This is a genomic window from Micromonospora sp. NPDC049101, assembly GCF_040648675.1.
GTDB lineage: Bacteria > Actinomycetota > Actinomycetes > Mycobacteriales > Micromonosporaceae > Micromonospora.
In genome coordinates, this window is the sequence record NZ_JBEZED010000008.1 from 79,808 (window position 1) to 100,155 (window position 20,348).

Annotated in this window: 19 protein-coding genes; 7 read left to right on the forward strand and 12 right to left on the reverse strand. The window is 71.2% G+C overall.

All coding sequences use genetic code 11. From position 1 onward, the window contains the following. Positions 1–123: 123 nt before the first annotated feature. Positions 124–1,347, forward strand: coding sequence for a type VII secretion-associated serine protease mycosin (gene mycP, locus AB0B57_RS13220; protein ID WP_357068592.1), 1,224 nt, complete (start codon positions 124–126; stop codon positions 1,345–1,347). Between the two features lie 85 nt (positions 1,348–1,432). On the opposite strand, the gene AB0B57_RS13225 is transcribed toward mycP, so the two are convergent. Beyond that, a complete protein-coding gene (locus tag AB0B57_RS13225) occupies positions 1,433–1,726 on the reverse strand; it encodes a WXG100 family type VII secretion target (RefSeq protein WP_357068594.1) in 294 nt (97 codons plus the stop codon). A gap of 22 nt (positions 1,727–1,748) precedes the next feature. After that, a complete protein-coding gene (locus tag AB0B57_RS13230; protein WP_357068596.1) occupies positions 1,749–2,069 on the reverse strand; it encodes a WXG100 family type VII secretion target in 321 nt (106 codons plus the stop codon). Positions 2,070–2,584: 515 nt separating this feature from the next. Between AB0B57_RS13230 and eccE the strand changes: the two genes are divergently transcribed. The 4 genes from eccE to rarD all read left to right on the forward strand — a co-directional run bounded on the left by eccE (position 2,585) and on the right by rarD (position 6,284). Continuing rightward, the gene (gene eccE, locus AB0B57_RS13235; RefSeq protein WP_357068951.1) at positions 2,585–4,306 is read left to right on the forward strand and encodes a type VII secretion protein EccE; all 1,722 of its coding nucleotides are present in this window, start codon (positions 2,585–2,587) and stop codon (positions 4,304–4,306) included. Positions 4,307–4,367: 61 nt separating this feature from the next. Next, positions 4,368–4,754: a phage holin family protein gene (locus tag AB0B57_RS13240; protein WP_357068598.1), complete on the forward strand. Its 387-nt coding sequence runs from the start codon at positions 4,368–4,370 to the stop codon at positions 4,752–4,754. Positions 4,755–4,869: 115 nt separating this feature from the next. Further along, entirely contained in the window at positions 4,870–5,367 is a 498-nt protein-coding gene (locus tag AB0B57_RS13245; protein WP_357068600.1) for a GNAT family N-acetyltransferase, read from the forward strand. Next, entirely contained in the window at positions 5,364–6,284 is a 921-nt protein-coding gene (gene rarD, locus AB0B57_RS13250; RefSeq protein WP_357068602.1) for an EamA family transporter RarD, read from the forward strand. The genes AB0B57_RS13245 and rarD overlap by 4 nt, the downstream gene beginning before the upstream one ends. Positions 6,285–6,400: 116 nt before the next feature. Here the strand turns inward: rarD and AB0B57_RS13255 are convergent, their stop codons facing one another. Together AB0B57_RS13255 and AB0B57_RS13260 are read right to left on the reverse strand one after the other, a co-directional pair. Then, positions 6,401–7,120: a zf-HC2 domain-containing protein gene (locus AB0B57_RS13255; protein ID WP_357068604.1), complete on the reverse strand. Its 720-nt coding sequence runs from the start codon at positions 7,118–7,120 to the stop codon at positions 6,401–6,403. Continuing rightward, positions 7,117–7,632 (reverse strand): sigma-70 family RNA polymerase sigma factor, encoded by a 516-nt coding sequence (locus AB0B57_RS13260; protein WP_357068953.1) that lies wholly within the window; start codon positions 7,630–7,632, stop codon positions 7,117–7,119. Before AB0B57_RS13260 ends, AB0B57_RS13255 begins: the two co-directional genes overlap by 4 nt. Positions 7,633–7,847: 215 nt before the next feature. Here AB0B57_RS13260 and AB0B57_RS13265 point away from each other — a divergent pair, with 215 nt between their 5' ends. Beyond that, positions 7,848–9,974, forward strand: a complete 2,127-nt coding sequence (locus AB0B57_RS13265; RefSeq protein ID WP_357068606.1) for a PhoX family phosphatase — start codon at positions 7,848–7,850, stop codon at positions 9,972–9,974. Positions 9,975–10,088: 114 nt separating this feature from the next. On the opposite strand, the gene AB0B57_RS13270 is transcribed toward AB0B57_RS13265, so the two are convergent. After that, positions 10,089–10,871, reverse strand: coding sequence for an IclR family transcriptional regulator C-terminal domain-containing protein (locus AB0B57_RS13270; protein ID WP_357068608.1), 783 nt, complete (start codon positions 10,869–10,871; stop codon positions 10,089–10,091). Positions 10,872–11,025: 154 nt separating this feature from the next. Here AB0B57_RS13270 and AB0B57_RS13275 point away from each other — a divergent pair, with 154 nt between their 5' ends. Beyond that, a complete protein-coding gene (locus AB0B57_RS13275) occupies positions 11,026–12,255 on the forward strand; it encodes an MFS transporter (protein WP_357068610.1) in 1,230 nt (409 codons plus the stop codon). Positions 12,256–12,360: 105 nt separating this feature from the next. On the opposite strand, the gene AB0B57_RS13280 is transcribed toward AB0B57_RS13275, so the two are convergent. From AB0B57_RS13280 to nuoI, 7 genes are all read right to left on the reverse strand, one after another. Then, positions 12,361–13,446, reverse strand: a complete 1,086-nt coding sequence (locus AB0B57_RS13280; RefSeq protein ID WP_357068612.1) for a polyprenyl synthetase family protein — start codon at positions 13,444–13,446, stop codon at positions 12,361–12,363. Positions 13,447–13,536: 90 nt separating this feature from the next. Then, positions 13,537–15,090, reverse strand: a complete 1,554-nt coding sequence (gene nuoN / locus AB0B57_RS13285; protein WP_357068614.1) for an NADH-quinone oxidoreductase subunit NuoN — start codon at positions 15,088–15,090, stop codon at positions 13,537–13,539. Next, on the reverse strand, positions 15,087–16,619 hold the full coding sequence (locus AB0B57_RS13290) for an NADH-quinone oxidoreductase subunit M (protein ID WP_357068616.1): 1,533 nt from the start codon (positions 16,617–16,619) through the stop codon (positions 15,087–15,089). The genes nuoN and AB0B57_RS13290 overlap by 4 nt, the downstream gene beginning before the upstream one ends. 64 nt (positions 16,620–16,683) lie before the next feature. Continuing rightward, positions 16,684–18,609 (reverse strand): NADH-quinone oxidoreductase subunit L, encoded by a 1,926-nt coding sequence (nuoL, locus tag AB0B57_RS13295; RefSeq protein WP_357068618.1) that lies wholly within the window; start codon positions 18,607–18,609, stop codon positions 16,684–16,686. A 12-nt stretch (positions 18,610–18,621) separates the two neighbouring features. After that, positions 18,622–18,939 (reverse strand): NADH-quinone oxidoreductase subunit NuoK, encoded by a 318-nt coding sequence (gene nuoK / locus AB0B57_RS13300; protein ID WP_357068620.1) that lies wholly within the window; start codon positions 18,937–18,939, stop codon positions 18,622–18,624. Next, positions 18,939–19,709, reverse strand: coding sequence for an NADH-quinone oxidoreductase subunit J (locus tag AB0B57_RS13305; protein ID WP_357068622.1), 771 nt, complete (start codon positions 19,707–19,709; stop codon positions 18,939–18,941). The genes nuoK and AB0B57_RS13305 overlap by 1 nt, the downstream gene beginning before the upstream one ends. Next, positions 19,706–20,347: an NADH-quinone oxidoreductase subunit NuoI gene (nuoI, locus tag AB0B57_RS13310; RefSeq protein ID WP_357068624.1), complete on the reverse strand. Its 642-nt coding sequence runs from the start codon at positions 20,345–20,347 to the stop codon at positions 19,706–19,708. The genes AB0B57_RS13305 and nuoI overlap by 4 nt, the downstream gene beginning before the upstream one ends. Position 20,348 lies beyond the last annotated feature (1 nt).

A 20,348-nucleotide genomic window follows, 5' to 3' on the forward strand; every position in this document is an offset into this window, starting at 1 on the left:
AGGTATCGCGTACAACCTACAAGGTGGTATCAAGATCACAATGGCTGGCCGTCGGCGGTCTGCCGGGGCGCGGGCAAGGCGATAACATCCCGTCCCGGAGCCGACACGATACGGAGGCTGTCGATGTCCCGATCGATCATGCGCCCGGTCCTCGCAGGTCTGGCCGCGAGCGTGCTGACCGTGCCGGCCCTCCCGACCGCCACCGCCACCGCCAGGCTCCGGACGGCACCGGCGTGCGCGACCCCCCTCGCCCCCGTCCGGCCGGTCACGGCCGCGCCGTGGCCACAGCAACGGTACGACCCGGCCCGCCTCGCGCCACTGGCCACCGGCGCCGGGGTGACCGTCGCGGTGGTCGACTCCGGGGTGGATCGGGCGCACCCCCAACTGACCGGGCGCGTGCTGGCCGGCACCGACCTGCTCGACCCCGGCGGCGACGGCGGTCGCGACTGCGCCGGGCACGGCACCGGCGTGGCGAGCATCATCGCGGCGGCACCCCAACCCGGAGTCGCCTTCCGCGGTCTGGCACCGAATGCCCGGATCATGCCGGTGCGGGTGAGTGAGCAGCAGGTGGTGCAGGGGCGGGAGTCGGGGCGTACGGTCGGCGCCGACGAATTCGCCCAGGCCATCCGGTGGGCCGTCGACCATGACGCGGACGTGGTGAACCTGTCGGTGGTGTTGTATGCCGACGATCCGGAAGTCCGTGCTGCCGTGCGGTACGCCCTGGACCGGGACGTGGTGCTGGTGGCCGCCGCTGGCAACCTGCACGACGGCGGGGATCCCCGGCCGTTCCCCGCCGCCTACGACGGGGTGCTCGGCGTGGGGGCGATCGGCGCCGACGGCGGGCGGGCGACCTTCTCGCAGACCGGATCGTACGTCGACCTGGTCGCGCCGGGCAGCGAGGTGCTGACCGCCGCCCCCGGGTCGGGCCATCGTCAGGTCGAGGGCACCAGCTACGCGGCACCGTTCGTGGCCGCCACCGCCGCGTTGCTGCGCGAGTACCGGCCCGAGTTGACAGCTGCCCAGGTGGTGGCACGAATCATCGCCACCGCCGATCCAGCTCCCGGAACGGGCCACGGCGGCGGGTACGGTGCCGGCGTGCTGAACCCGTACCGGGCGGTCACCGAGACCAGCGTCGGCCGCGCGGCCGATCCTCGTCCGGTCGCCGTGCTCGCCGACGACCGGGCCGACCCGGCGCTGCTCGCCCGCCAGGCCCGCCGGTCGACCGCGCGGGAGCGGGCCCTGCTGGTCGGTGCGGCGGTCGGCACGACCGCAGTCACCGTGGCGCTGCTCGCCCTGGTGTTGCCCCGTGGCGCACGCCGACGCTGGCGCCCGGCCGACCCGGCCTGACCTCGGAAGCTGACTGCCCGGACCGAGGACCTGCGGCGGCCGGGCAGCGGACCGGAACACGGTCAGCTCTCCCGGCCGACCGCGGTCACTGGAACAGCCCGGTGTTCTTCTTTTCGGTGTCCAGGTAGTCGGTGGCCGAGTCGTGCACCGCCAACCTGATGTCCCGCAGCATCGCCTGGAGATCCTGCGAGGCGGACCGCCACCGCGCCTGCCGCTGCTCGTAGGCCTGGCGGGCCTCGCCCGTCCAACTCGCCACCAGCGGGGCAGCGTCTCGTTCGAGTTGGCCGAGCTGCGAGTCGAGCGTGTTCAGCGCCTTCTGAATGTCCGCGCCGGCCTGCTGAAGCGCGGCGAAGTTGACGACCAGCACACCATGGTCCATCGGATTTCCCTCCCGAGCGGGATCAGAGCGGCAACTGGATGCCGCCGCGATTGGTGCCGGCAACCCGGCTGGCCACCTCGTCGTCCGAGACGTCGTACTGTCGGCCGGCGGTGCGGATCGCCCCGGCGGTCTCCCGCAGCGCTCGGTGCAGCGCCGCCTGGTCCTCTGACCACTGCTGCTTGACCTGCTCGAAGGACCGGCCACCAGCACCACGCCAGGCCTGCTGCAACACCTGCAGCTCGGCCAGCAGGCCGGTCAGCATGGACTGCAACGACTGGTCAACCTGCTCGAACTTCGCGGCGGTCTGCTGCATCACCGCGGCTTCTGCCTGGGTCTGGGACACCCGGACGTCACCTCGTCTCCCTGATCGCACCTTGGCCCTCGACGCGCCCGCCCTGGGAACGCGTCGTTCGCTTGGCCCGGTCGTCGAGCACTGAGACGCGGGTCAGCGATGACTTCGTGGCTGACGGTAGCGGTCTCGTAGCGGTTCGGCTACCCCACGCTTCTCCCCTGTGGACAACCGCGAGAGCCATCGGTCGCTTACGATGTGCCGCAGCCACGTCGCGGCGCGTGACGGGCCGCCGCAGGGCGGCCGGACGCCCGACCCGGGTTCCCACTGGTCGAGGAGGCACGGTGCCGGCGATCACCACCGGAGGGCCGCACCCGGCGACCCCGGTCGGGTCCGGGCCGAGCCCCGCGGCACGAGCAGTCGGGCCGGGTGAGCCGGCCGGGTCGGACCGACCCGCCGAGGGCAGCCCAGGCTCCGCCGGTCCGCGCACACCGGGTCGCCGATCCCCCCTCGACCGTCGTGCCTGGTCCGACCGCCGTGCCTGGTCCGATCGGCGGTCCGGCGCCGGGGTGTGGGCCGGGCAACTGGTGACCGCGCAGGTCGCGGCGGCGCTCGTCCTCGCCGCCCTCGGCCGACCCGCGCCGGTCATCGTCGCGGCCGCACTGGTGGCCGTGCTGCTGGTGGCGACCGTCGGGGTCCGGTTCCGGGGCCGGTGGCTGTTCCAGTGGCTGGGCACCGCCGTCGGGCACCTGACCCGACGTCGGGCGCTCGCCGGGCCGGCCGGCGCGGCCGACCTGCTCGACCTGGTCGCTCCCGGCACCGTCGTCCGCTCCACGGAGCTGACCGGCGGTCCGGCCGCCGTGCTGGAGGACACCACCGGCATGGTGGCGCTCCTGGAGCTCGGCGACCCCGGTGACCTGCTCGGCGACGTGTCCCAGGCGATTCCCCCGCCATCGGCGTTGCTGCCCACGGCCGGGCCGGACATGCCCCCGCTGCGGGTCCAGCTGCTGCTCGCCGGGGCACCCGCACCGGTCCCGGCGGCCGGCACGGCCGGCACGTCGTACCGGCAGCTCACCGACGGGCGGCTGGCCGGGCGGGAGCGGGCGGTGGTGGCGGTCCGGGTGCTGCGGGTGGACGGGTGGTCCGCGGCGGACCTGCGCCGGGTGCTCGCCGGGACGGTCCGCCGCATCGTCCGCCGGTTCGGATCGCTGACGGCGCGGCCGCTCGGCGTACCGGCCGCGCTGCGGGTCCTGGCCGAGCTGGCCCACCACGACGGCCATCCGGTACGGGAGTCCTGGCCGACACTCCGGTCCGGTGCCCTGGTCCAGGCCACGTTCCGGCTGGTCCGGTGGCCAGAGGCGGGCGGTGCGGGTGGGCGGCGTCTGGTGCCCCGGATGCTCGCGCTGCCGGCGACCGCGACGACGGTGTCGATCACCGCGGGTCCGTCGCCGACCAGCGGTGTCGGGCCGGCGCCGACCGAGCTGACCGTACGCCTGGCCGCCGCGACGGCGACCGAGTTGACCGCGGCCACCGAGGCGCTGGAGCGCCTGGTGACCGACCTGGGCGGGGAGCTGCGACGTCTCGACGGCGCGCACCTGCACGGGTTGGCCGCCACGCTGCCACTGGCGTTGACCACCCCCGGGCCGCAGCAACGCTCCGCGATGGACGACTGGGAGCTGACCCTGGGCGACGCGGGGATGATGGTCGGCACGAACCGGCACGGCCGAGCCGTCACCGTGCGACTCTTCCGGCCGGAGAGCACCCGGGTGCTGCTGGTCGGGGGGGTGCGTGCCGCCCAGTTGGTGGCCCTGCGCGCACTGGCCCTCGGTGCCCTGGTGGTGGTGCAGACCACCCGGCCGCGCGCCTGGGAGCCGTTCGTCCGGGGGGTGGGCGCGCCGGGCGGGACGATCCCGTTGCTGCCGCCCGGTCGACCGGTCGCCGACGGGGTGGGCACCGCCCTGCGTCCGTTGCTGCTCGTCGTCGACGTCGGCCCGGTGCCGGCCGAGGCCGAGCCGGGTCCGCCGTGGCGGGCCACCCTGGTCGTACGGGACGAGCTGACCCCCGCGGACGTCGACGCGTTGAGCCGGGCCGACCTCGCGTTGCTGCAACCGCTGGACGCCGCCGAGGCCGCGTTGGCCGGTGCCGCCCTGGGGCTGGGCGGCTCGGCCGAGTGGTTGACCCGGATCCGGGACGACATGGTCGCCGTGGTCAACCGGAGGGCGTTGCGCTGGGCGCTGCTCTCCCCCACGCCGATCGAGGCGCAACTGATCGGGCGACCGGCGCGCGGCTGATCCACACCGATGATCAACCGCCGGGTTACGCCGGTACGAGGTCCGTGGCACGATCCCCGCCATGTGTTTTCTGAAAGGTCTGCTGATTCGGCTGGCCAGCACAGCGCTGGCTTTCTGGCTGGCCACACTCCTCATCCCCGGCATCTCACTGGAGTCGGACTCCGCCGTCGAGACGGTCACCACGCTGCTCCTGGTGGCGGTGATCTTCGGCGTGGTCAACGCGGTCCTCCAGCCGGTCATCAAGACCGTCGGTTGCGGCTTCTACCTGCTGACCCTGGGTCTCATCGCGCTGGTGGTGAACGGGCTGCTGTTCCTGCTCACCAGTTGGATCGCCGACCAGGCTGGGCTGCCGTTCACGGTGGACGGTTTCTGGCCGGCCGCCGTGCTCGGTGCGCTGTTCGTGAGCATCGTGACCTGGATCCTCGGCGCCGTCCTCGACCGGGACTGACCGTCCGCGGGCCAACACCGACCCGCCCCCTCGGGGCTGCGACCACGGCCGGCCGATGACCAGAATTTGGGAATTGGCCGGTCGGGTCGCCCACCGCGGCGGCTAGCGTCGCAGCGTGTTCTCGCTGACCCGCACCGACGGCCATCTGCTCAGCACCGACCCCACCCGGCTCGATCTGGCCCTGGTCCATCTCTGGTTGTCCACCGACGCGTACTGGGCGCTCGGCCGGGACCGGGAGACCACAGCGCGGGCGTTCGCCGGCTCGCTGCCGTTCGGCGTCTACCGACCCGAGGACGACCGGCAGGTGGCGGTGGCCCGGGTGGTCACCGACGGCGCCACCTTCGCCTGGCTCTGCGACGTGTACGTCGACCGGGCCGCCCGGGGCCGCGGGTTGGGCGGCTGGCTGGTCGCCGCGATCCGCGACCACCTGGACGACCTCGGCGTACGCCGAATCCTGCTGGCCACCAACGACGCCCACCAGGTGTACGCGCGGGTGGGCTTCACGCCGCTGGACATGCCGGAGCGGTGGATGCAGCTCGACCGACGGGTACCGGTGACCCCGATCACGGGAAAGGAGCAAAGCGCCGTTACACCCCTTACGGTGGAGGGGTGACGCCACTCCGCCTGGGATACCTCTACGGCTTCGGCGCGTACCTGATCTGGGGTTTCTTTCCGCTCTATCTCAGGCTCCTGCGACCTGCTGGTCCACTGGAGATCCTGGCCCACCGGATCGTCTGGTCGGTGGTCTTCGTGGCCCTGCTGTTGGCGGCGCTGCGCAACGTCGGCTTCCTGCGGGCGCTGCTGCGACGCCCCTGGGCGGTGGCCGGGGTCGTCGCCGCCGCCGCGCTGATCGCCGTCAACTGGGGCGCCTACATCTACGGGGTCAACTCCGACCGGGTGGTGGAGACCGCGCTCGGCTACTTCATCAATCCGCTGGTCGTGGTGCTTCTCGGGGTGACGGTGCTGCGGGAGCGGCTACGCCCGGCACAGTGGGTGGCGCTCGGGATCGGCGCGTCGGCGGTCGCGGTGCTCACCGTGGACTACGGTCGACTGCCCTGGTTGGCGTTGACCCTGGCGTTCAGTTTCGCCGGCTACGGGCTGGTCAAGAAGCGCCTCGGGCTGCCACCGGCCGAGGGCCTGTTCGTCGAGTCGGCGGTGCTGGCACTGCCGGCGCTGGGCTACCTGGGGTGGCTCACGAGTCGTGCCGAGTCGACCTTCGGGCACGTCTCGGCCGGGCACACCGCACTGCTGGTGCTGGCCGGTGCGGCCACGGCGATCCCGCTGCTCCTGTTCGCCGGGGCGACCAACCGGCTGCCCCTGAGCGGCCTCGGCATGATCCAGTATCTGGCGCCCATCCTCCAGCTCGGCTGCGGCGTGTTGATCTTCCATGAGCCGATGCCTCCGGCCCGCCTCGTCGGCTTCGCGCTGGTCTGGCTCGCCCTCATCGTCTTCACCGCCGACGCAGTCGGCAAGGCCCGCCAAAACCGCCGACCCCAACCCCAACCCCAAACCCCCATCCCCACCCCGTAACCCGGCCCCGCCGACCCCCTCCCCGCGATCTTGCAGTTTCTGTCGCCGAAATGCCCACCATGCCCCCTTACGGGAGGACAGCAAGTGCAAGATCGCCGAGGGCACGGGGTCGCGGGTTAGGGGACTGCGTAGGTGAGGATTGGTGTGCCGTCGATTCGTTGGAGTTCCACGCTTACCAGCTCGGCAGCGGTGAACCTGGTGGCACCGTTGAGCTGGAGGGCGTCGCCCGGCGCCGCCAGCCAGGACCCGATCTGTTCGCTGGCACCGTTCGGGCCGCGCGCCACCAGCCGAAACGGGTACGCCTTGCCGTAGCTCGTCCGCGTGTCGTAGCCGCAGCGCATGGTCACCTCGGTGCCCCACTTGGTGCCGGTGAGCCCGATGTCGGCGTGCACCGGCCCGGTGTTGGCCACCGGTCGCATCGGGACCATCGACACCTGCGGTGCGGGCGTGCTGCCCTGCGCCACCGGAGGGCCGGACGGGCCGGCGGGCCGGGGCAACACCACGGCGGTGCCCACACCCACCAGCAGGGCCAGCCCGGCGGCGGCGAGCGTGGTCAGCGCGTACCGTCGGCGGTCCGAGGCGCGTTCCCGACGCCGGCGGCGCCGGGCCTCCTCGAGCAGCGCGGGCGCCCGGGGCGGGGCCGGCGGCGGCAGGATCTGCTCCAACCCCGCCGGGTCGAGGCGCCCGAGCAACCCGGGCAGGACGGCGATCTCGGCGACCGCCTCCCGGCAGGAGGCGCAGCCGCCCAGGTGCCGCTCGTAGGCCGCCCGTTCGGCGGGGGCGAGGGCGCCCAGCACGTACGCGCCGTCGTCGTACGCGAACTCGCACTGCGTCATCCCGTCACCCCCATCTCGGCCAGCACCAACCGTAGAGACCGCAGCGCGTAGTGGGTGCGGGACTTCACGGTCCCCGGCGGTACGCCCAGACGCGACGCTGCCTCGGCCACCGATCGTCCCTGGTAGAAGCACTCGATCAGCACCTCGCGGTGGGTCGGGCTGAGCCGGTTGAGTGCCTCGGCGACGGTCCACGCCTCCACTGCCCGTTCGGCCTCGTCGACCGCCTCGGGCGGTTCGGGAAGATCGTCGGTGAAGACCTCGCCGACCCGGGTGGAGCGCCGCCGCCAGGCGTCGATCGCCAGGTTACGGGCGGTGGTGAAGAGCCAGGACCGCACCGAACCGCGCCGCGGGTCGAGGGATTCCGGGTGGCGCCAGGCCCGCAGCAGCGTCTCCTGCACCAGATCCTCGGCGCGCTGCCGGTCACCGTTGACCAACCGCAGGGCGTGGGCGTACAGCGCCTCCGCGTGCTCGTCGTGCAGCGCGCGCAGCAGTTGGGCGTCGTGGTCGCTGATGGCGGTCTCCTCGCTTCCGGCGCGCGTCCGGCGGTGCGTCCGCTCGGAAATACGTGCGGTCACGCCGATCGGTTCAGCCCGAGGTCAGACCGGCTGCGTCCACGAAGGTGTTCACGCCCGGTTCACATCGTGGCCGACGAGCGCTCACCACGTCCTCCTAGCGTCCGCCTGGTACGCCGCCTGTCGTGCCACCGACTTTTCTGGAGGCTTCCCCCATGAGCGACCGCCCCCGGCTGCTCCCCCTGCTGACCGGCACCCGCCACGGCAGCCGTGACGCCATGACCTGCCTGTACCGCTGCGGAAACGCCTGTGACCACCCGGTGCCGAACACCTCCGACAACGCGTACTTCGGAGACGTGGTGAACGCGGAGGTCTCGCGGCGCGGCGTGGTCCGGGCCGGCGCGGTCGGCGCGCTGGTCCTGGGCTTCGGCGGCGCGGCTGCCGGTGCGCTCGCCGGCGCGGCCCCGGCCATGGCGGCCCCCACCACCCCGGACGTCCCGGAGGCCTTCGGTTTCGGCCGTCCCAGCACCGGCGTCGGCAACGGCGCGCTGACCTTCAAGCCGATCCCACCGAACAAGCTGGACACCCTTGTCGTCCCGAACGGCTACGACCACGCCGTGGTGATCAAGTGGGGTGACCCGGTGCTGCCGGGCGCGCCGGAGTTCGACCTGCACCACCAGAGCGCCGCCGCGCAGTCCAGGCAGTTCGGTTACAACAACGACTTCGTGGGCGTGCTGCCGCTGGACAAGCAGGGCAAGCGGGCACTGCTCGTGGTCAACCACGAGTACACGAACGAGGACCTGATGTTCCCGGGCTTCCCCGGCCTGGACGGGCTCTCCGTCGAGCAGCTGCGCACCGCCATGGCCGCCCACGGCATGTCGGTGGTGGAGCTGGAACGGGTCGCGGGCACCGGGCAGTGGAAGCCCGTCGACAACGGTCGCCGGCCGTACAACCGGCGGGTCACCGCGCTGAGCACCAAGTTCGACCTGACCGGCCCGGCCGCCGGCTCGGCCTGGCTGAAGACCGCCGCCGATCCCAAGGGTCGTACGGTCGTCGGCACGCTGAACAACTGCGCCGGTGGCGTGACCCCGTGGGGCACGGTGCTCTCCGGTGAGGAGAACTTCAACCAGTACTTCGTGGGCGCCGACGCCGCCCCGGCCGAGCTGAAGCCGAAGCTGGACCGTTACGGCATCGGCACCGCTAGCCGCTACCCCAGCGGCAGCCGCAAGTGGGAGCGCGCCGACGAGCGTTTCGACCTGGCCAAGCACCCCAACGAGGCGCACCGGTTCGGGTGGGTCGTCGAGATCGACCCGTTCGACCCGGAGAGCCGCCCGCGCAAGCACACCGCGATGGGCCGGTTCAAGCACGAGGGCGCGAACGTGATCGTCGCGAAGGACGGTCACGTGGTCGCGTACATGGGCGACGACGAGCGGTTCGACTACCTCTACAAGTTCGTCTCGGACAAGAAGTTCCTGAAGGGCAACTCCTGGGCTGCCCGCAAGCACAACCTGACCCTGTTGGAGTCCGGCACGCTCTACGTGGCGAAGCTCGACGAGACAAGCGCCGCCGAGATCGACGGCTCGGGCCAACTCCCCACCGATGGCGCGTTCAACGGCCGGGGCCGCTGGATCAGGCTGGTCAGCGGCAACCGGTCGTTCGTCGACGGGATGACCGCCGCGGACGTGCTCACCTTCACCCGGCTCGCCGGCGACAAGGTCGGCGCGACCAAGATGGACCGCCCCGAGGACGTCGAGCCGAGCCAGCTCACCGGCAAGGTGTACGTGGCGCTGACCAACAACACCGACCGCGGTAAGGCCGGCAAGGCCCCGGCCGACGAGGCCAACCCGCGCAACGCCAACAAGCACGGGCAGATCCTGGAGCTGGTCGAGGACCGCAACGACAACACGGCCGAGACCTTCGCCTGGTCACTGCCGATCGTCTGCGGCGACCCGACCGACCCGTCGACCTACTTCGCCGGGTACGACAGGACCAGGGTCTCCCCGATCTCCTGCCCGGACAACGTCGCCTTCGACGCCACCGGCAACCTGTGGATCTCCACCGACGGCAACGCGCTGGGCAGCAACGACGGCCTGTTCGCCACCGCCGTGGAGGGCCCGGAGCGGGGTCACCTCAAGCAGTTCCTGACCGTGCCACTCGGCGCGGAGACCTGCGGCCCGTTCATCACCGGCGACAACCGCTCGGTCTTCGTCGCCGTGCAGCACCCCGGTGAGATCACCGGCGCCTCGGTGGAGAACCCGGCCTCGAACTGGCCCGACGGCGACTACGCCAAGCCGGGCGTGGTGGTCACCTGGCGCCTCGACGGCGGCCCGGTGGGCAGCTGACGGCGCCACCGCGGCCGGCGGGTCGCTGAACGTCACTCACGGCGGGTCCGGCGCTGGACCGCCACGAGAGGCCCTCTCCCAGCCCGGGAGAGGGCCTCTCGGCATCCGTTGGGGTCAGGAGTCGGCGGCGATGCCGTCCGCGACGCTACGGGCCACCGTGAGCAGTTTGGCGCGGACCACCCGGGCGGAGGTCATCATCTCGCTGGCCGGCAACGCGCAGGCCAACACGACGCGGCGTTCCATGTCCTTGTCCGGGGCGACGAGCACCGCCGCACAGGCCACCCCCTGACGGAACTGCCCCATCTCCAACTGCATGCCGCGCCGGTCGCCGGCGGCCAGGTCGGCCTCGAACGCCTCGATGGTGGTCAGCGTGGCGCTGGTGAACGGGCGCATGCCGTACTCCCGCAGATAGCGGTAGCGCTGGTCGGCGGTGAGGGTGGCGAGCAGCGACTTACCGAGAGCCGTCGCGTGCGCCCCCTCGTCGAAGCCGGGGACCAGATCCTCCAGGTAGGGCGAGCGGTGCCCCTCGGCGACCGCCGTGATGGCCACCTGCCCGCCGACGAAGCGACCCAGGTAGTGGCTGTAGCCGGTGTCCAGAGCGGCCCGCCGCAACGTCTCACCCACCACCGGCGGGCCCCGGAAGGCGGTCACCAACTCCCGGTAGCGGTCGGCCACCTCCAACCCCACGATGTACGTGCCGTCCTCGCGACGAATCACGTAGCCCTCGTAGGCGAGCGTGCGGACCAGGTGGTAGGTGGTGGCCACGGTCAACTCACACCGCCGGGCGATCTGCTTGACCGTCAGGCCTTTCGGGGCACGACCGACCGACTCCAACACCCGCAGCGCTCGGGACACGCTGCGGATCAGGTCCGAAGGTTCTGCCAAGGGGTCGCGCACAACCACCTCCGCCGCCGGGGACTTACACCATATGAAAAACAGGCCCACTGCGAAATGCCTGTTCGGGTGGAGGATGCCAGATCATCACCCACAGCGTGTACCCCGCCCGTCACCATGAGTGGTTCGAGCAGGGTTCACGTAGCTTTGCCGGACGATGACCAACACCGTCTCCGCCTCCGCCCCGATCACCGCCCGACCCCACCCGGTCCGGGCCAGTGCCGGCGCGGTCGTCACCACCGTGGCCTGCGTACTGCCCGTCTTCCTGCTCGGCGGTCTCGCCGTGCAGATGGGCACCGACCTCGGCTTCTCCCCGGCCGGCCTCGGTCTGGCCGTGGCCGTCTACTTCGGGGTCAGCGCGCTCGCCTCGGTGCCCTCGGGCCGACTTGTCGAGCGGTACGGGCCGGCCCTGGTGGCCCGCTGCGGCATCCTGCTGGCCGCCGGGTCGACGCTGGCCGTGGCCGCCTTCGCCAGGTCGTACCCGATGCTCGTCGGCCTGCTGGCGCTCAGCGCCGCCGCGAACGCGCTCGGCCAGTTGGCCAGCAACGCGGCGCTGGCCCAGCACGTGCCCGCCCGCCGGCAGGGCCTGTCGTTCGGCGTCAAGCAGGCCGCCATCCCCGCCTCCACCCTGCTGGCCGGTCTGGCGGTGCCCACCTTCGCGCTCACCGTCGGCTGGCGCTGGGCGTTCGTGGCCGCCGCCGTGGCCGCGTTGACGGCGCTGCCCGCCGTACCCCGGCAGTTGCCCGGCCCGGCGCGGCCGGCCGGTGCTTCGCGCACCGATCGGGCCACGGCGGCGCTCGTGGTGATCGGCGCGGCGGCGACGTTGGCCGCGGCGGCGGCCAACGCACTGGGCACCTTCCTGGTGGACTCCGCCGCGGCTCGGGGCCTCTCGCCCGGCCTCGCCGGCCTCACCCTGACCCTGGGCGGCGCGGTCTGCATGACGGCCCGGGTGGGTGCGGGCTGGTTGGCCGACCGTCGCGACACCGGTCACATCGCCGTCATCGCCGCGATGCTCGTCGTCGGCGCGGCCGGGCTGGCCCTGCTCGCGCTGACCGGCACGGTGCCGCTGGTGGCCGGCGTGGTGCTCGGCTTCGGCCTGGGTTGGGCCTGGCCGGGCCTGGTGAACTTCGCGGTGGTCCGACTCCACCCGCAGTCGCCGGCCACCGCCACCTCGATCACCCAGACCGGGGTGTACGCGGGCGGCTGCCTCGGCCCGCTGAGCCTCGGACCCCTCGCCGCCCACTTCGGCTACCCCGCCATGTGGACCGCGGCGGCGGTGGCGATGCTGCTCGCCGCCGCCCTCATGCTCGTCGGCGGTCGCCTCCTGACCCCACCCCACCCGCACCCCACCCCCGCCCCACCCGCAGCCCGCCCCGACCTCCGTTGATCATGACGTTATTGCCCGATCCCACGGCGTGTCGTGGCAATAACCTCATGATCACCGCCGGGGGCCGGGAGGGCCGGGGGCCGGGGGGCCGGGAGGGCAGCGGGGTTAGCCGGTGCGGTCGGCTATGTAGTCGCAGAGGGATTCGAGGGCCTGGCGGGACGGGCTCTGCGGGAGCGGGGCCAGCCGCGCTCGGGCGTCCTCGGCGTAACTGCGGACGGTCTCCCGGGCCCGCTTGAGGGCCGGGCTCTCCCGCAGCAGCCCCAACGCCTCCGTGTGCAGCGCGTCGTCGGTCAGCGGGCCGGTCGCCAGGATCTCCCGCAGACGCACCGAGGACGCGTCGGCGTCGTCCGCCGCGCGCGCGTAGAGCACCGGCAGCGTCGGGACACCCTCGCGCAGATCCGTGCCGGGGGTCTTGCCCGACTGCCCCGACTCGGAGGCGATGTCCAGCAGGTCGTCGGAGAGCTGGAAGGCGACACCGATCGTCTCGCCGTACCCGGCGAGGGCCTCGACGTGCTCCGCCGGTGCGCCACCGAACATCCCGCCGAACCGGGCCGACGTCGCGATGAGCGAGCCGGTCTTCTCGGCGATCACGTGCAGGTAGTGGGCCACCGGGTCGTCGTCGGCGCGCGGACCGACGGTCTCCGCGATCTGACCGTGCACCAGCCGGGCGAAGGTACGTGCCTGCAACCGGACCGCCTCGGGGCCCAGATCGGCGGCGATGTCCGCCGCCCGGGCGAAGAGGTAGTCGCCGACCAGGATCGCGACCGAGTTGGTCCAGCGGGAGTTGGCGCTGGGCGCACCCCGGCGCACGGCGGCCTCGTCCATCACGTCGTCGTGGTAGAGGGTGGCGAGGTGCGTGAGCTCCATCACCACGGCGGCCGGGACCACCTGCGCGGCGTCCGGGTCACCGAACTGTGCGCCGAGCGCCACCAGCAGCGGCCGGAAACGCTTCCCGCCGGCCTCCAGGAGGTGCCGGGCCGCCTCGCTGACGAACGGGTCGGCACTGGACACACTGGCCCGCAGCTCGACCTCGACCGTGTCCAGCACGCCGAGCACGGAAGCCTCGACGCGGGGATCGGCGAGGTGGAGGCCGAGCGCACCGAACTGACTCGTGCTCGCCCGACCCCGCCGACCGCCGGAGCCGGAGGAACCTGAACGCTCGCCCGCCGGATTCACCACGCTATCAACCATGCCACACCCGTTCTACCTGCTCCGGGCCGGGGATACGCACCGGGGGCCGACACGTGAACACGTGCCAACCCCCGGTAGTCGATCCTTCGATCATCGAACGAATTCGGCAGCTCCAGTGGCCAGACGAAGCAGCGGCGCCGGGGCGATGCCCAGCACCAGGGTCGCCAGCACACCGATCATCAGCGCCGCGGAGGTGAGCCCACCGGGCACCGTGACCGTCGGGGTGGACTCGCCCGGCTCGGAGAGCCACATCATCACCACGACCCGCAGGTACGGGAACGCCAGCACCATGCTGGTCAGCACACCGGCGATCACCAGCCAGGTCTGACCACCCTCCAGCGCCGGCCCGAAGACCGCGAACTTGCTCATGAAGCCGCTGGTCAGTGGGATACCGGCGAAGGCCAGCAGGATGAAGGTAAACAGGGCGGCGAAGAACGGCGAGCGGCGACCCAACCCGGCCCAGCGGGACAGGTGGGTGGCCTCCCCGTCGGCGTCGCGCACCAGGGTCACCACCGCGAACGCGGCAAGCACCGAGAAGCCGTACGCGACCAGGTAGAACATCGTGCCGGCGAGCCCCTCGCGGCTCGGCGCCAGCACACCGACGAGCAGGTAGCCGGCGTTGGCGATCGAGGAGTACGCGAGCAGCCGCTTGATGTCGGTCTGGGTGACCGCGAGCACGGCGCCGATCAGCATGGTCAGCACCGCCACCACGCCGAGGACCGGGGTGAAGTCCCAGGTGGCGTCGGCGAACGCGACGTGGAAGACACGCAGCAGGGCACCGAACGCGGCGACCTTGGTGCAGGCCGCCATGAAGCCGGTGACCGGGGTCGGCGCACCCTGGTAGACGTCCGGGGTCCAGACGTGGAACGGTGCCGCCGCGGCCTTGAAGAGCAGGCCGATGGCGAGCAGCGCCATGCCGGCGAAGAGCAGCACCTGGCTGGCCGGCGACTCGCTCACCGCCGCGTTGATGGTGGCGAAGTCCACGCCGGCCACCCGACCCGGCATGCCGGCGGTGAAGCCGTAGATCAGGGCCACGCCGAACAGGAAGAAGGCGGAGGCGTACGCGCCGAGCAGGAAGTACTTCATCGCCGCCTCCTGGCTCAGCAGGCGACGGCGACGGGCCAGCGCGCAGAGCAGGTAGAGCGGCAGGGAGAAGACTTCCAGCGCGATGAACATGGTCAGCAGGTCGTTCGCCGCCACGAAAATCAGCATGCCGCCGATGGCGAACGTGGTGAGCGGGTAGATCTCGGTGAGGCCGTTGCGCCCCTCGGCCTGCCGCCGGTCGTCGGCCGACTCGGCGGTCACCGCGGCCTGGGCGACGAACGCCCCGCCCAGCTCGACCGAGCGGTCGCCGATCAGCAGCAGCGCCATCGCGGCCAGCACCAGGATCGCGCCCTGGAGGAACAGCGTCGGACCGTCCACCGCGATGGCCTGGCCCGCGGTGATCATCCGCTCGTCGGCGTTGAGCACCACCATGGTCAACGCCGCGAGCACCGCCACCAGCGCGAGCGTCAACTGCACCACGTGCCGCGAGCGCCGGGGCACGAAGGCCTCGACCAGCACGCCGAGCAGTGCGGTGCCCAGCATGATCAGGATCGGGGAGAGTGCCGCGTAGTCGAGCGACGGCAGTTCGAAATCGGTCACTTTGCCGCCTCCTGGACGGTGCCCACCGACGGGGCCGGGTCGGTTCTGCCGATGTCGTCCATGGTCGCCTGGACGGCCGGGTTGATCACGTCAGTGACCGGCTTGGGGAAGAAGCCGAGCAGCAGGATCAGTGCGATCAGTGGAGCGACGACGACCTTCTCGCGCAGGTTGAGGTCCCGGCGCATGCCGTCGACCTCGGTGAGCGTCGGGTTGAGGGTGCCCTGGGTGGTGCGCTGCACCATCCACAGCACGTACGCGGCGGCCAGGATGATGCCGAGCGTGGCGATGATCGCGACCGGCTTGTTCACCGTGAAGGTGCCGATCAGCACCAGGAACTCGGAGATGAACGGTGCCGTACCGGGCAGCGCGAGCGACGCGAGACCGGCGAAGAAGAGCACCCCGGCGAGCACCGGGACCAGCTTGCCCGCCCCACCGAAGTCGCTGATCAGCGCGGAACCACGCCGGGAGATCAGCATGCCCACGACCAGGAACAGCAGGCCGGTCGCCAGACCGTGGTTGAGCATGTAGAGCACCGCGCCGGTGCCGGCCTGGGTGGTGAAGGCGAAGATGCCCACCCCGATGAAACCGAAGTGCGCGATCGAGGTGTACGACACCAGCCGCTTGAGGTCGTTCTGACCGACCGCCAGCAGCGCGGCGTAGACGATGCCGATCACGCCCAGCGCCAGCGCCCACGGCGCGAACCACTTCGACGCCTCGGGGAACAGCGGCAGGCAGTAGCGCAGGATGCCGAACGTGCCGACCTTGTCCAGCACACCGACCAGCAGCGCCGCGGCGCCCGCCGGGGCCGCGCCACCGGCGTCCGGCAGCCAGGTGTGGAACGGGAAGAACGGCGCCTTGATGGCGAACGCCAGGAAGAAGCCGAGGAACAGCCACCGCTCGGTGCCGGTGCTGATGTCGACCTGCGACAGCGCCTGCCAGTCGAAGGTCTTGCCACCGACCACCCACAGCCCGATCACAGCGGCCAGCATGAACAGACCGCCGACGAGCGAGTAGAGGAAGAACTTCACCGCCGCGTACTGCCGCTGGTGGCCGCCGTAGCTGCCGATCAGGAAGTACATCGGGACCAGCATGACCTCGAAGAACACGTAGAACAGGAAGACGTCGGCGGCCGCGAAGACACCGATCATCGTGCACTCGAGGACCAGCAGCAGCGCGAAGTAGACAGGCACCGACCGCTTCGACGACTCGGCGTCGTGCCAGGACGCCAGGATCACCAGCGGCACCAGCACCGCGATCAGCATCAGCATGACCAGCGCGATGCCGTCGGCGGCGAAGGTGAAGCTGACACCCCAGTCCGGGATCCACGAGTACGACTCGCGGAACTGGAACCGGTCACCGCCGGCCTTGAAGCTGACCCACATCACCACCGAGAGCACCAGCACCAGCAGCGACCAGACGAACGCCACCTGCTTGGCCAGCTCCGGCCGATGGCGCGGCAGGAAGGCCACCACCAGGGCGCCCACCAGTGGCGCCACGGTGAGCACCGAGAGGAACGGGAAGTTGGACATTATGCGGCCTTACCTCCGTCGTGGATGCGTGGTCCGCCGGCGGGGGCGGGCGTATTGCGGTCGATCACGCCAACCACCCCGCCTGCACCGCCAGGAACGCCGCCATCACCAGCAGCGCACCGGCGAGGATCGAGGTGGCGTACGAGCGGACGAAGCCGGTCTGCATCCGCCGGAGCCGACCCGAGCCACCGCCGACCGCGGCGGCGAGCCCGTTGACCAGCCCGTCGATGCCCCGGTTGTCGAGGTAGACAAGCGCCCGGGTGAGGAAGATGCCCGGCTTCTCGAAGATCGCCTCGTTGACCGCGTCCGCGTACAGGTTGCGCCGGGCGGCGGTGACCAGGACCCCGGCCGGCTGCGGTGCGGTGGCCGTGCCGGCCCGGAACAGGAACCAGGCCAGCCCCGCGCCGAGCACCGTCACCAGCAGCGAGAGCGTGGTGATCACGGCGTGCGAGAGGACCGCCTCGTGCTCCGCGTGCTCGCCACCCAGCCCGGCGGTCGCCGTCAGCCAGTCCGGCACCGAGGTGGAGAGCAGGAAACCGGCGCCGACGGAACCGGCCCCCAGCAGGATCAGCGGAATGGTCATCAGCTTCGGCGACTCGTGCGGGTGCTCGATGTCCTCGGTCCAGCGCTTCGGGCCGTGGAAGGTGAGCACGAACAGCCGGGTCATGTAGAACGCGGTGAGCCCCGCGCCGAGCAGCGCCGCCCCGCCGAAGAGCCAGGCGGTCCAGTCCTCCCGCTCGAAGGCGGCCACGATGATCGGCTCCTTGGAGAAGAAGCCGGAGAACGGGAACATGCCGATGATGGCCAGCCAGCCCATCATGAAGGTCAACCAGGTGACCTTCATGTACGTCGACAGGCCGCCGAAGCGGCGGATGTCGACCTGGTCCTTCATCCCGTGCATCACCGAACCGGCGCCCAGGAACATGTTGGCCTTGAAGAACCCGTGCGCCAGCAGGTGCACGATGGCCAGCGCGTACGCCCCGCCGCCGAGGCCGACACCGAGGAACATGTAGCCGATCTGGCTCACCGTCGACCAGGCGAGCACCCGCTTGATGTCGTCCTTGGCCGCGCCGATGACGCAGCCCATCAGCAGGGTGAGCGCGCCGACGCTGACCACCACGAGTTGCAGCGTCGAGTTGGCGGAGAAGACCGGGTTGGAGCGGGCGATCAGGTAGACGCCCGCGGTGACCATGGTGGCCGCGTGGATGAGCGCCGACACCGGGGTGGGGCCCTCCATCGCGTCCGGCAGCCACGCCTGGAGGGGGAACTGACCGGACTTGCCGGCCGCGCCGAGCAGCAGCAACAGACCGAGGACCAGCACCGTGGTGCCGGTCAGCGAACCGACACCGTTGAACACCTCGTCGTACTGGGTGGTGCCCAGGGTGGCGAACATGATGAAGATGCCGATGGCCAGGCCGGCGTCGCCGACCCGGTTCATCAGGAACGCCTTCTTGCCGGCGGTGGCCGCGCTCGGCCGCTCGGTCCAGAAGGAGATCAGCAGGTACGACGCCAGACCGACGCCCTCCCAGCCGAAGTACAGCATCACGTAGTTGTTGCCGAGCACCAGCAGCAGCATCGCCGCGACGAACAGGTTGAAGTACGCGAAGAACCGGCGACGACCCGCGTCGTGCGCCATGTACTCCACCGCGTACAGGTGGATCAGGAAACCCACCCCGGTGATCAGCAGTACGAAGACCGCGGCCAGCGGGTCGAACAGCAGGCCGAAGTCGACCCGCAGGTCACCGACCGCGATGAAGTCCCAGAGGCTCAGCTCGACCGACTTGTTCTCCAGGCCACGCAGCTGGAAGAAGAAGCTCAGGCCGAGCACGAACGCGGCGCCGATGGCGGCGACGCCCAACCAGTGCCCCCAGCGGTCGGCCCGGCGGCCGAGCAGCAGCAGGATGGCCGCGCTGAGCAGCGGGATCGCCACCAGCAGCCAGACGCCCCCGAGCAGCCCCGTGGCCTGGGCGTATTCCACAGTCTCTTCCACCGGTGGACCCCTCTAGTACTTGAGCAGGTTGGCGTCGTCGACACTCGCCGAGCGTCGCGTCCGGAAGATGGACATGATGATCGCGAGCCCGACCACGACCTCGGCCGCCGCCACCACCATCACGAAGAACGCCATGATCTGGCCGTTGAGGTCACCGTTGATCCGGCTGAAGGTGACCAGCGTCAGGTTGGCCGCGTTGAGCATCAGCTCCACGCACATGAACAGCACGATCGCGTTGCGCCGGATCAGCACCCCGGCGGCGCCGATGGTGAACAGCACCACGGCGAGCACGAGGTAGTAGGTCGGCTCGACCGAGAAGAACGATCCCATTACTTGTCCGTACCCTTCAGCGAGGTCTCCTCGGCGGTCAGCTCACGCTGCGGAAGGATCGCCGGGGTGCTGCGGTCGGTCAGGCGGCCGTCGGGCAACCGCGCGGGGGTGGCCACCGAGGAGGAGGTCGCGAAGACGCCCGGCCCCGGCTTCGGACCGGGGTAGTTGCCCGGGGCGAAGCGCGCCTTCATGGTCGACACCTGGTCGACCTTGTCCTGCTTACGCCGCTCGACGTGGGCCAGCACCATGGCACCGACCGCCGCGGTGATCAGCAGTGCCGAGGTCAGCTCGAACGCGAAGACGTACTTGGTGAACAGCAGCCGGGCGATGCCCTGCACGTTGCCCTCGGTGTTGGCCTGCTCCAGGCCGACCGCGGTGGTCCGGTCCAGTGCCTGGTAGAGACCGGTGCCGACCAGGCCGGCGAAGCCCAGGCCGAGCACGATCGCGGCGACCCGCTGGCCGCGCAGCGTCTCGATCAACGAGTCGGTGGAGTCCCGACCGACGAGCATCAGCACGAACAGGAAGAGCATCATGATCGCGCCGGTGTAGACGATGATCTGCACCATGCCGATGAACGGACCGGCCTGGAGCACGTAGAACACGCCCAGGCAGAGCATGGTCAGCACCAGCCACAGCGCCGAGTGCACGGCGTTGCGCGCGGCCACCATCCCGATCCCGCCGATCAGCGCGAGCGGGGCGAGGATCCAGAAGGTGACCGCCTCGCCGCCGGAGACCGAACCGGCGGCGGCGAGCACCGAAGACGTGGTCATGCTCCCTCTCCCTTGCCGGTCGCGACGCGCTGGGCGGCCTGCTCGGCGCCCGGGAACGTCACGCCGGGGTGCTCCTCGACCTGGTAGCGGCCGGGGCCCATCGGGGACTTCTCCGCACCGGCGGAGGTGCCCGGGTTGTCCAACGCGCCGACGTAGTAGTCCTTCTCGCTGTCACCCAGCCGCATCGGGTGCGGCGGCTGCTCCATGCCCTCCAGCAGGGGCGCGAGCAGCTGCTCCTTGGTGAAGATCAGGTCCTGCCGGTTGTCCCGGGCCAGCTCGTACTCGTTGCTCATGGTGAGCGAACGGGTCGGGCAGGCCTCGATGCACAGCCCACAGAAGATGCACCGGGCGTAGTTGATCTGGTAGATGCTGGCGTACCGCTCACCCGGCGAGAAGCGCTGCTCGTCGGTGTTGTCGCCACCCTCGACGTAGATCGCGTCCGCCGGGCAGGCCCACGCGCACAGCTCGCAGCCGATGCACTTCTCCAGGCCGTCCGGGTGCCGGTTGAGGATGTGCCGCCCGTGGTAGCGCGGCGCCGACACCGGCGGCTTGAACGGGTAGTCGGTCGTGACGACCTTCCTGAACATGTGCGAGAAGGTGACACCGAATCCCTTGAACGTTCCGGTGATCGCGCCCACG

Excerpts from the sequence above, each read along its gene's own strand:
- AB0B57_RS13225 (WP_357068594.1), bottom strand. The coding sequence starts at position 1,726 with ATGGACCATGGTGTGCTGGTCGTCAACTTCGCCGCGCTTCAGCAGGCC.
- mycP (WP_357068592.1), top strand. The coding sequence starts at position 124 with ATGTCCCGATCGATCATGCGCCCGGTCCTCGCAGGTCTGGCCGCGAGC.
- AB0B57_RS13265 (WP_357068606.1), top strand. The coding sequence starts at position 7,848 with ATGAGCGACCGCCCCCGGCTGCTCCCCCTGCTGACCGGCACCCGCCAC.
- AB0B57_RS13255 (WP_357068604.1), bottom strand. The coding sequence starts at position 7,120 with ATGACGCAGTGCGAGTTCGCGTACGACGACGGCGCGTACGTGCTGGGC.
- AB0B57_RS13240 (WP_357068598.1), top strand. The coding sequence starts at position 4,368 with ATGTGTTTTCTGAAAGGTCTGCTGATTCGGCTGGCCAGCACAGCGCTG.
- AB0B57_RS13305 (WP_357068622.1), bottom strand. The coding sequence starts at position 19,709 with ATGACCACGTCTTCGGTGCTCGCCGCCGCCGGTTCGGTCTCCGGCGGC.
- AB0B57_RS13280 (WP_357068612.1), bottom strand. The coding sequence starts at position 13,446 with ATGGTTGATAGCGTGGTGAATCCGGCGGGCGAGCGTTCAGGTTCCTCC.
- AB0B57_RS13275 (WP_357068610.1), top strand. The coding sequence starts at position 11,026 with ATGACCAACACCGTCTCCGCCTCCGCCCCGATCACCGCCCGACCCCAC.
- nuoK (WP_357068620.1), bottom strand. The coding sequence starts at position 18,939 with ATGGGATCGTTCTTCTCGGTCGAGCCGACCTACTACCTCGTGCTCGCC.
- AB0B57_RS13290 (WP_357068616.1), bottom strand. The coding sequence starts at position 16,619 with ATGTCCAACTTCCCGTTCCTCTCGGTGCTCACCGTGGCGCCACTGGTG.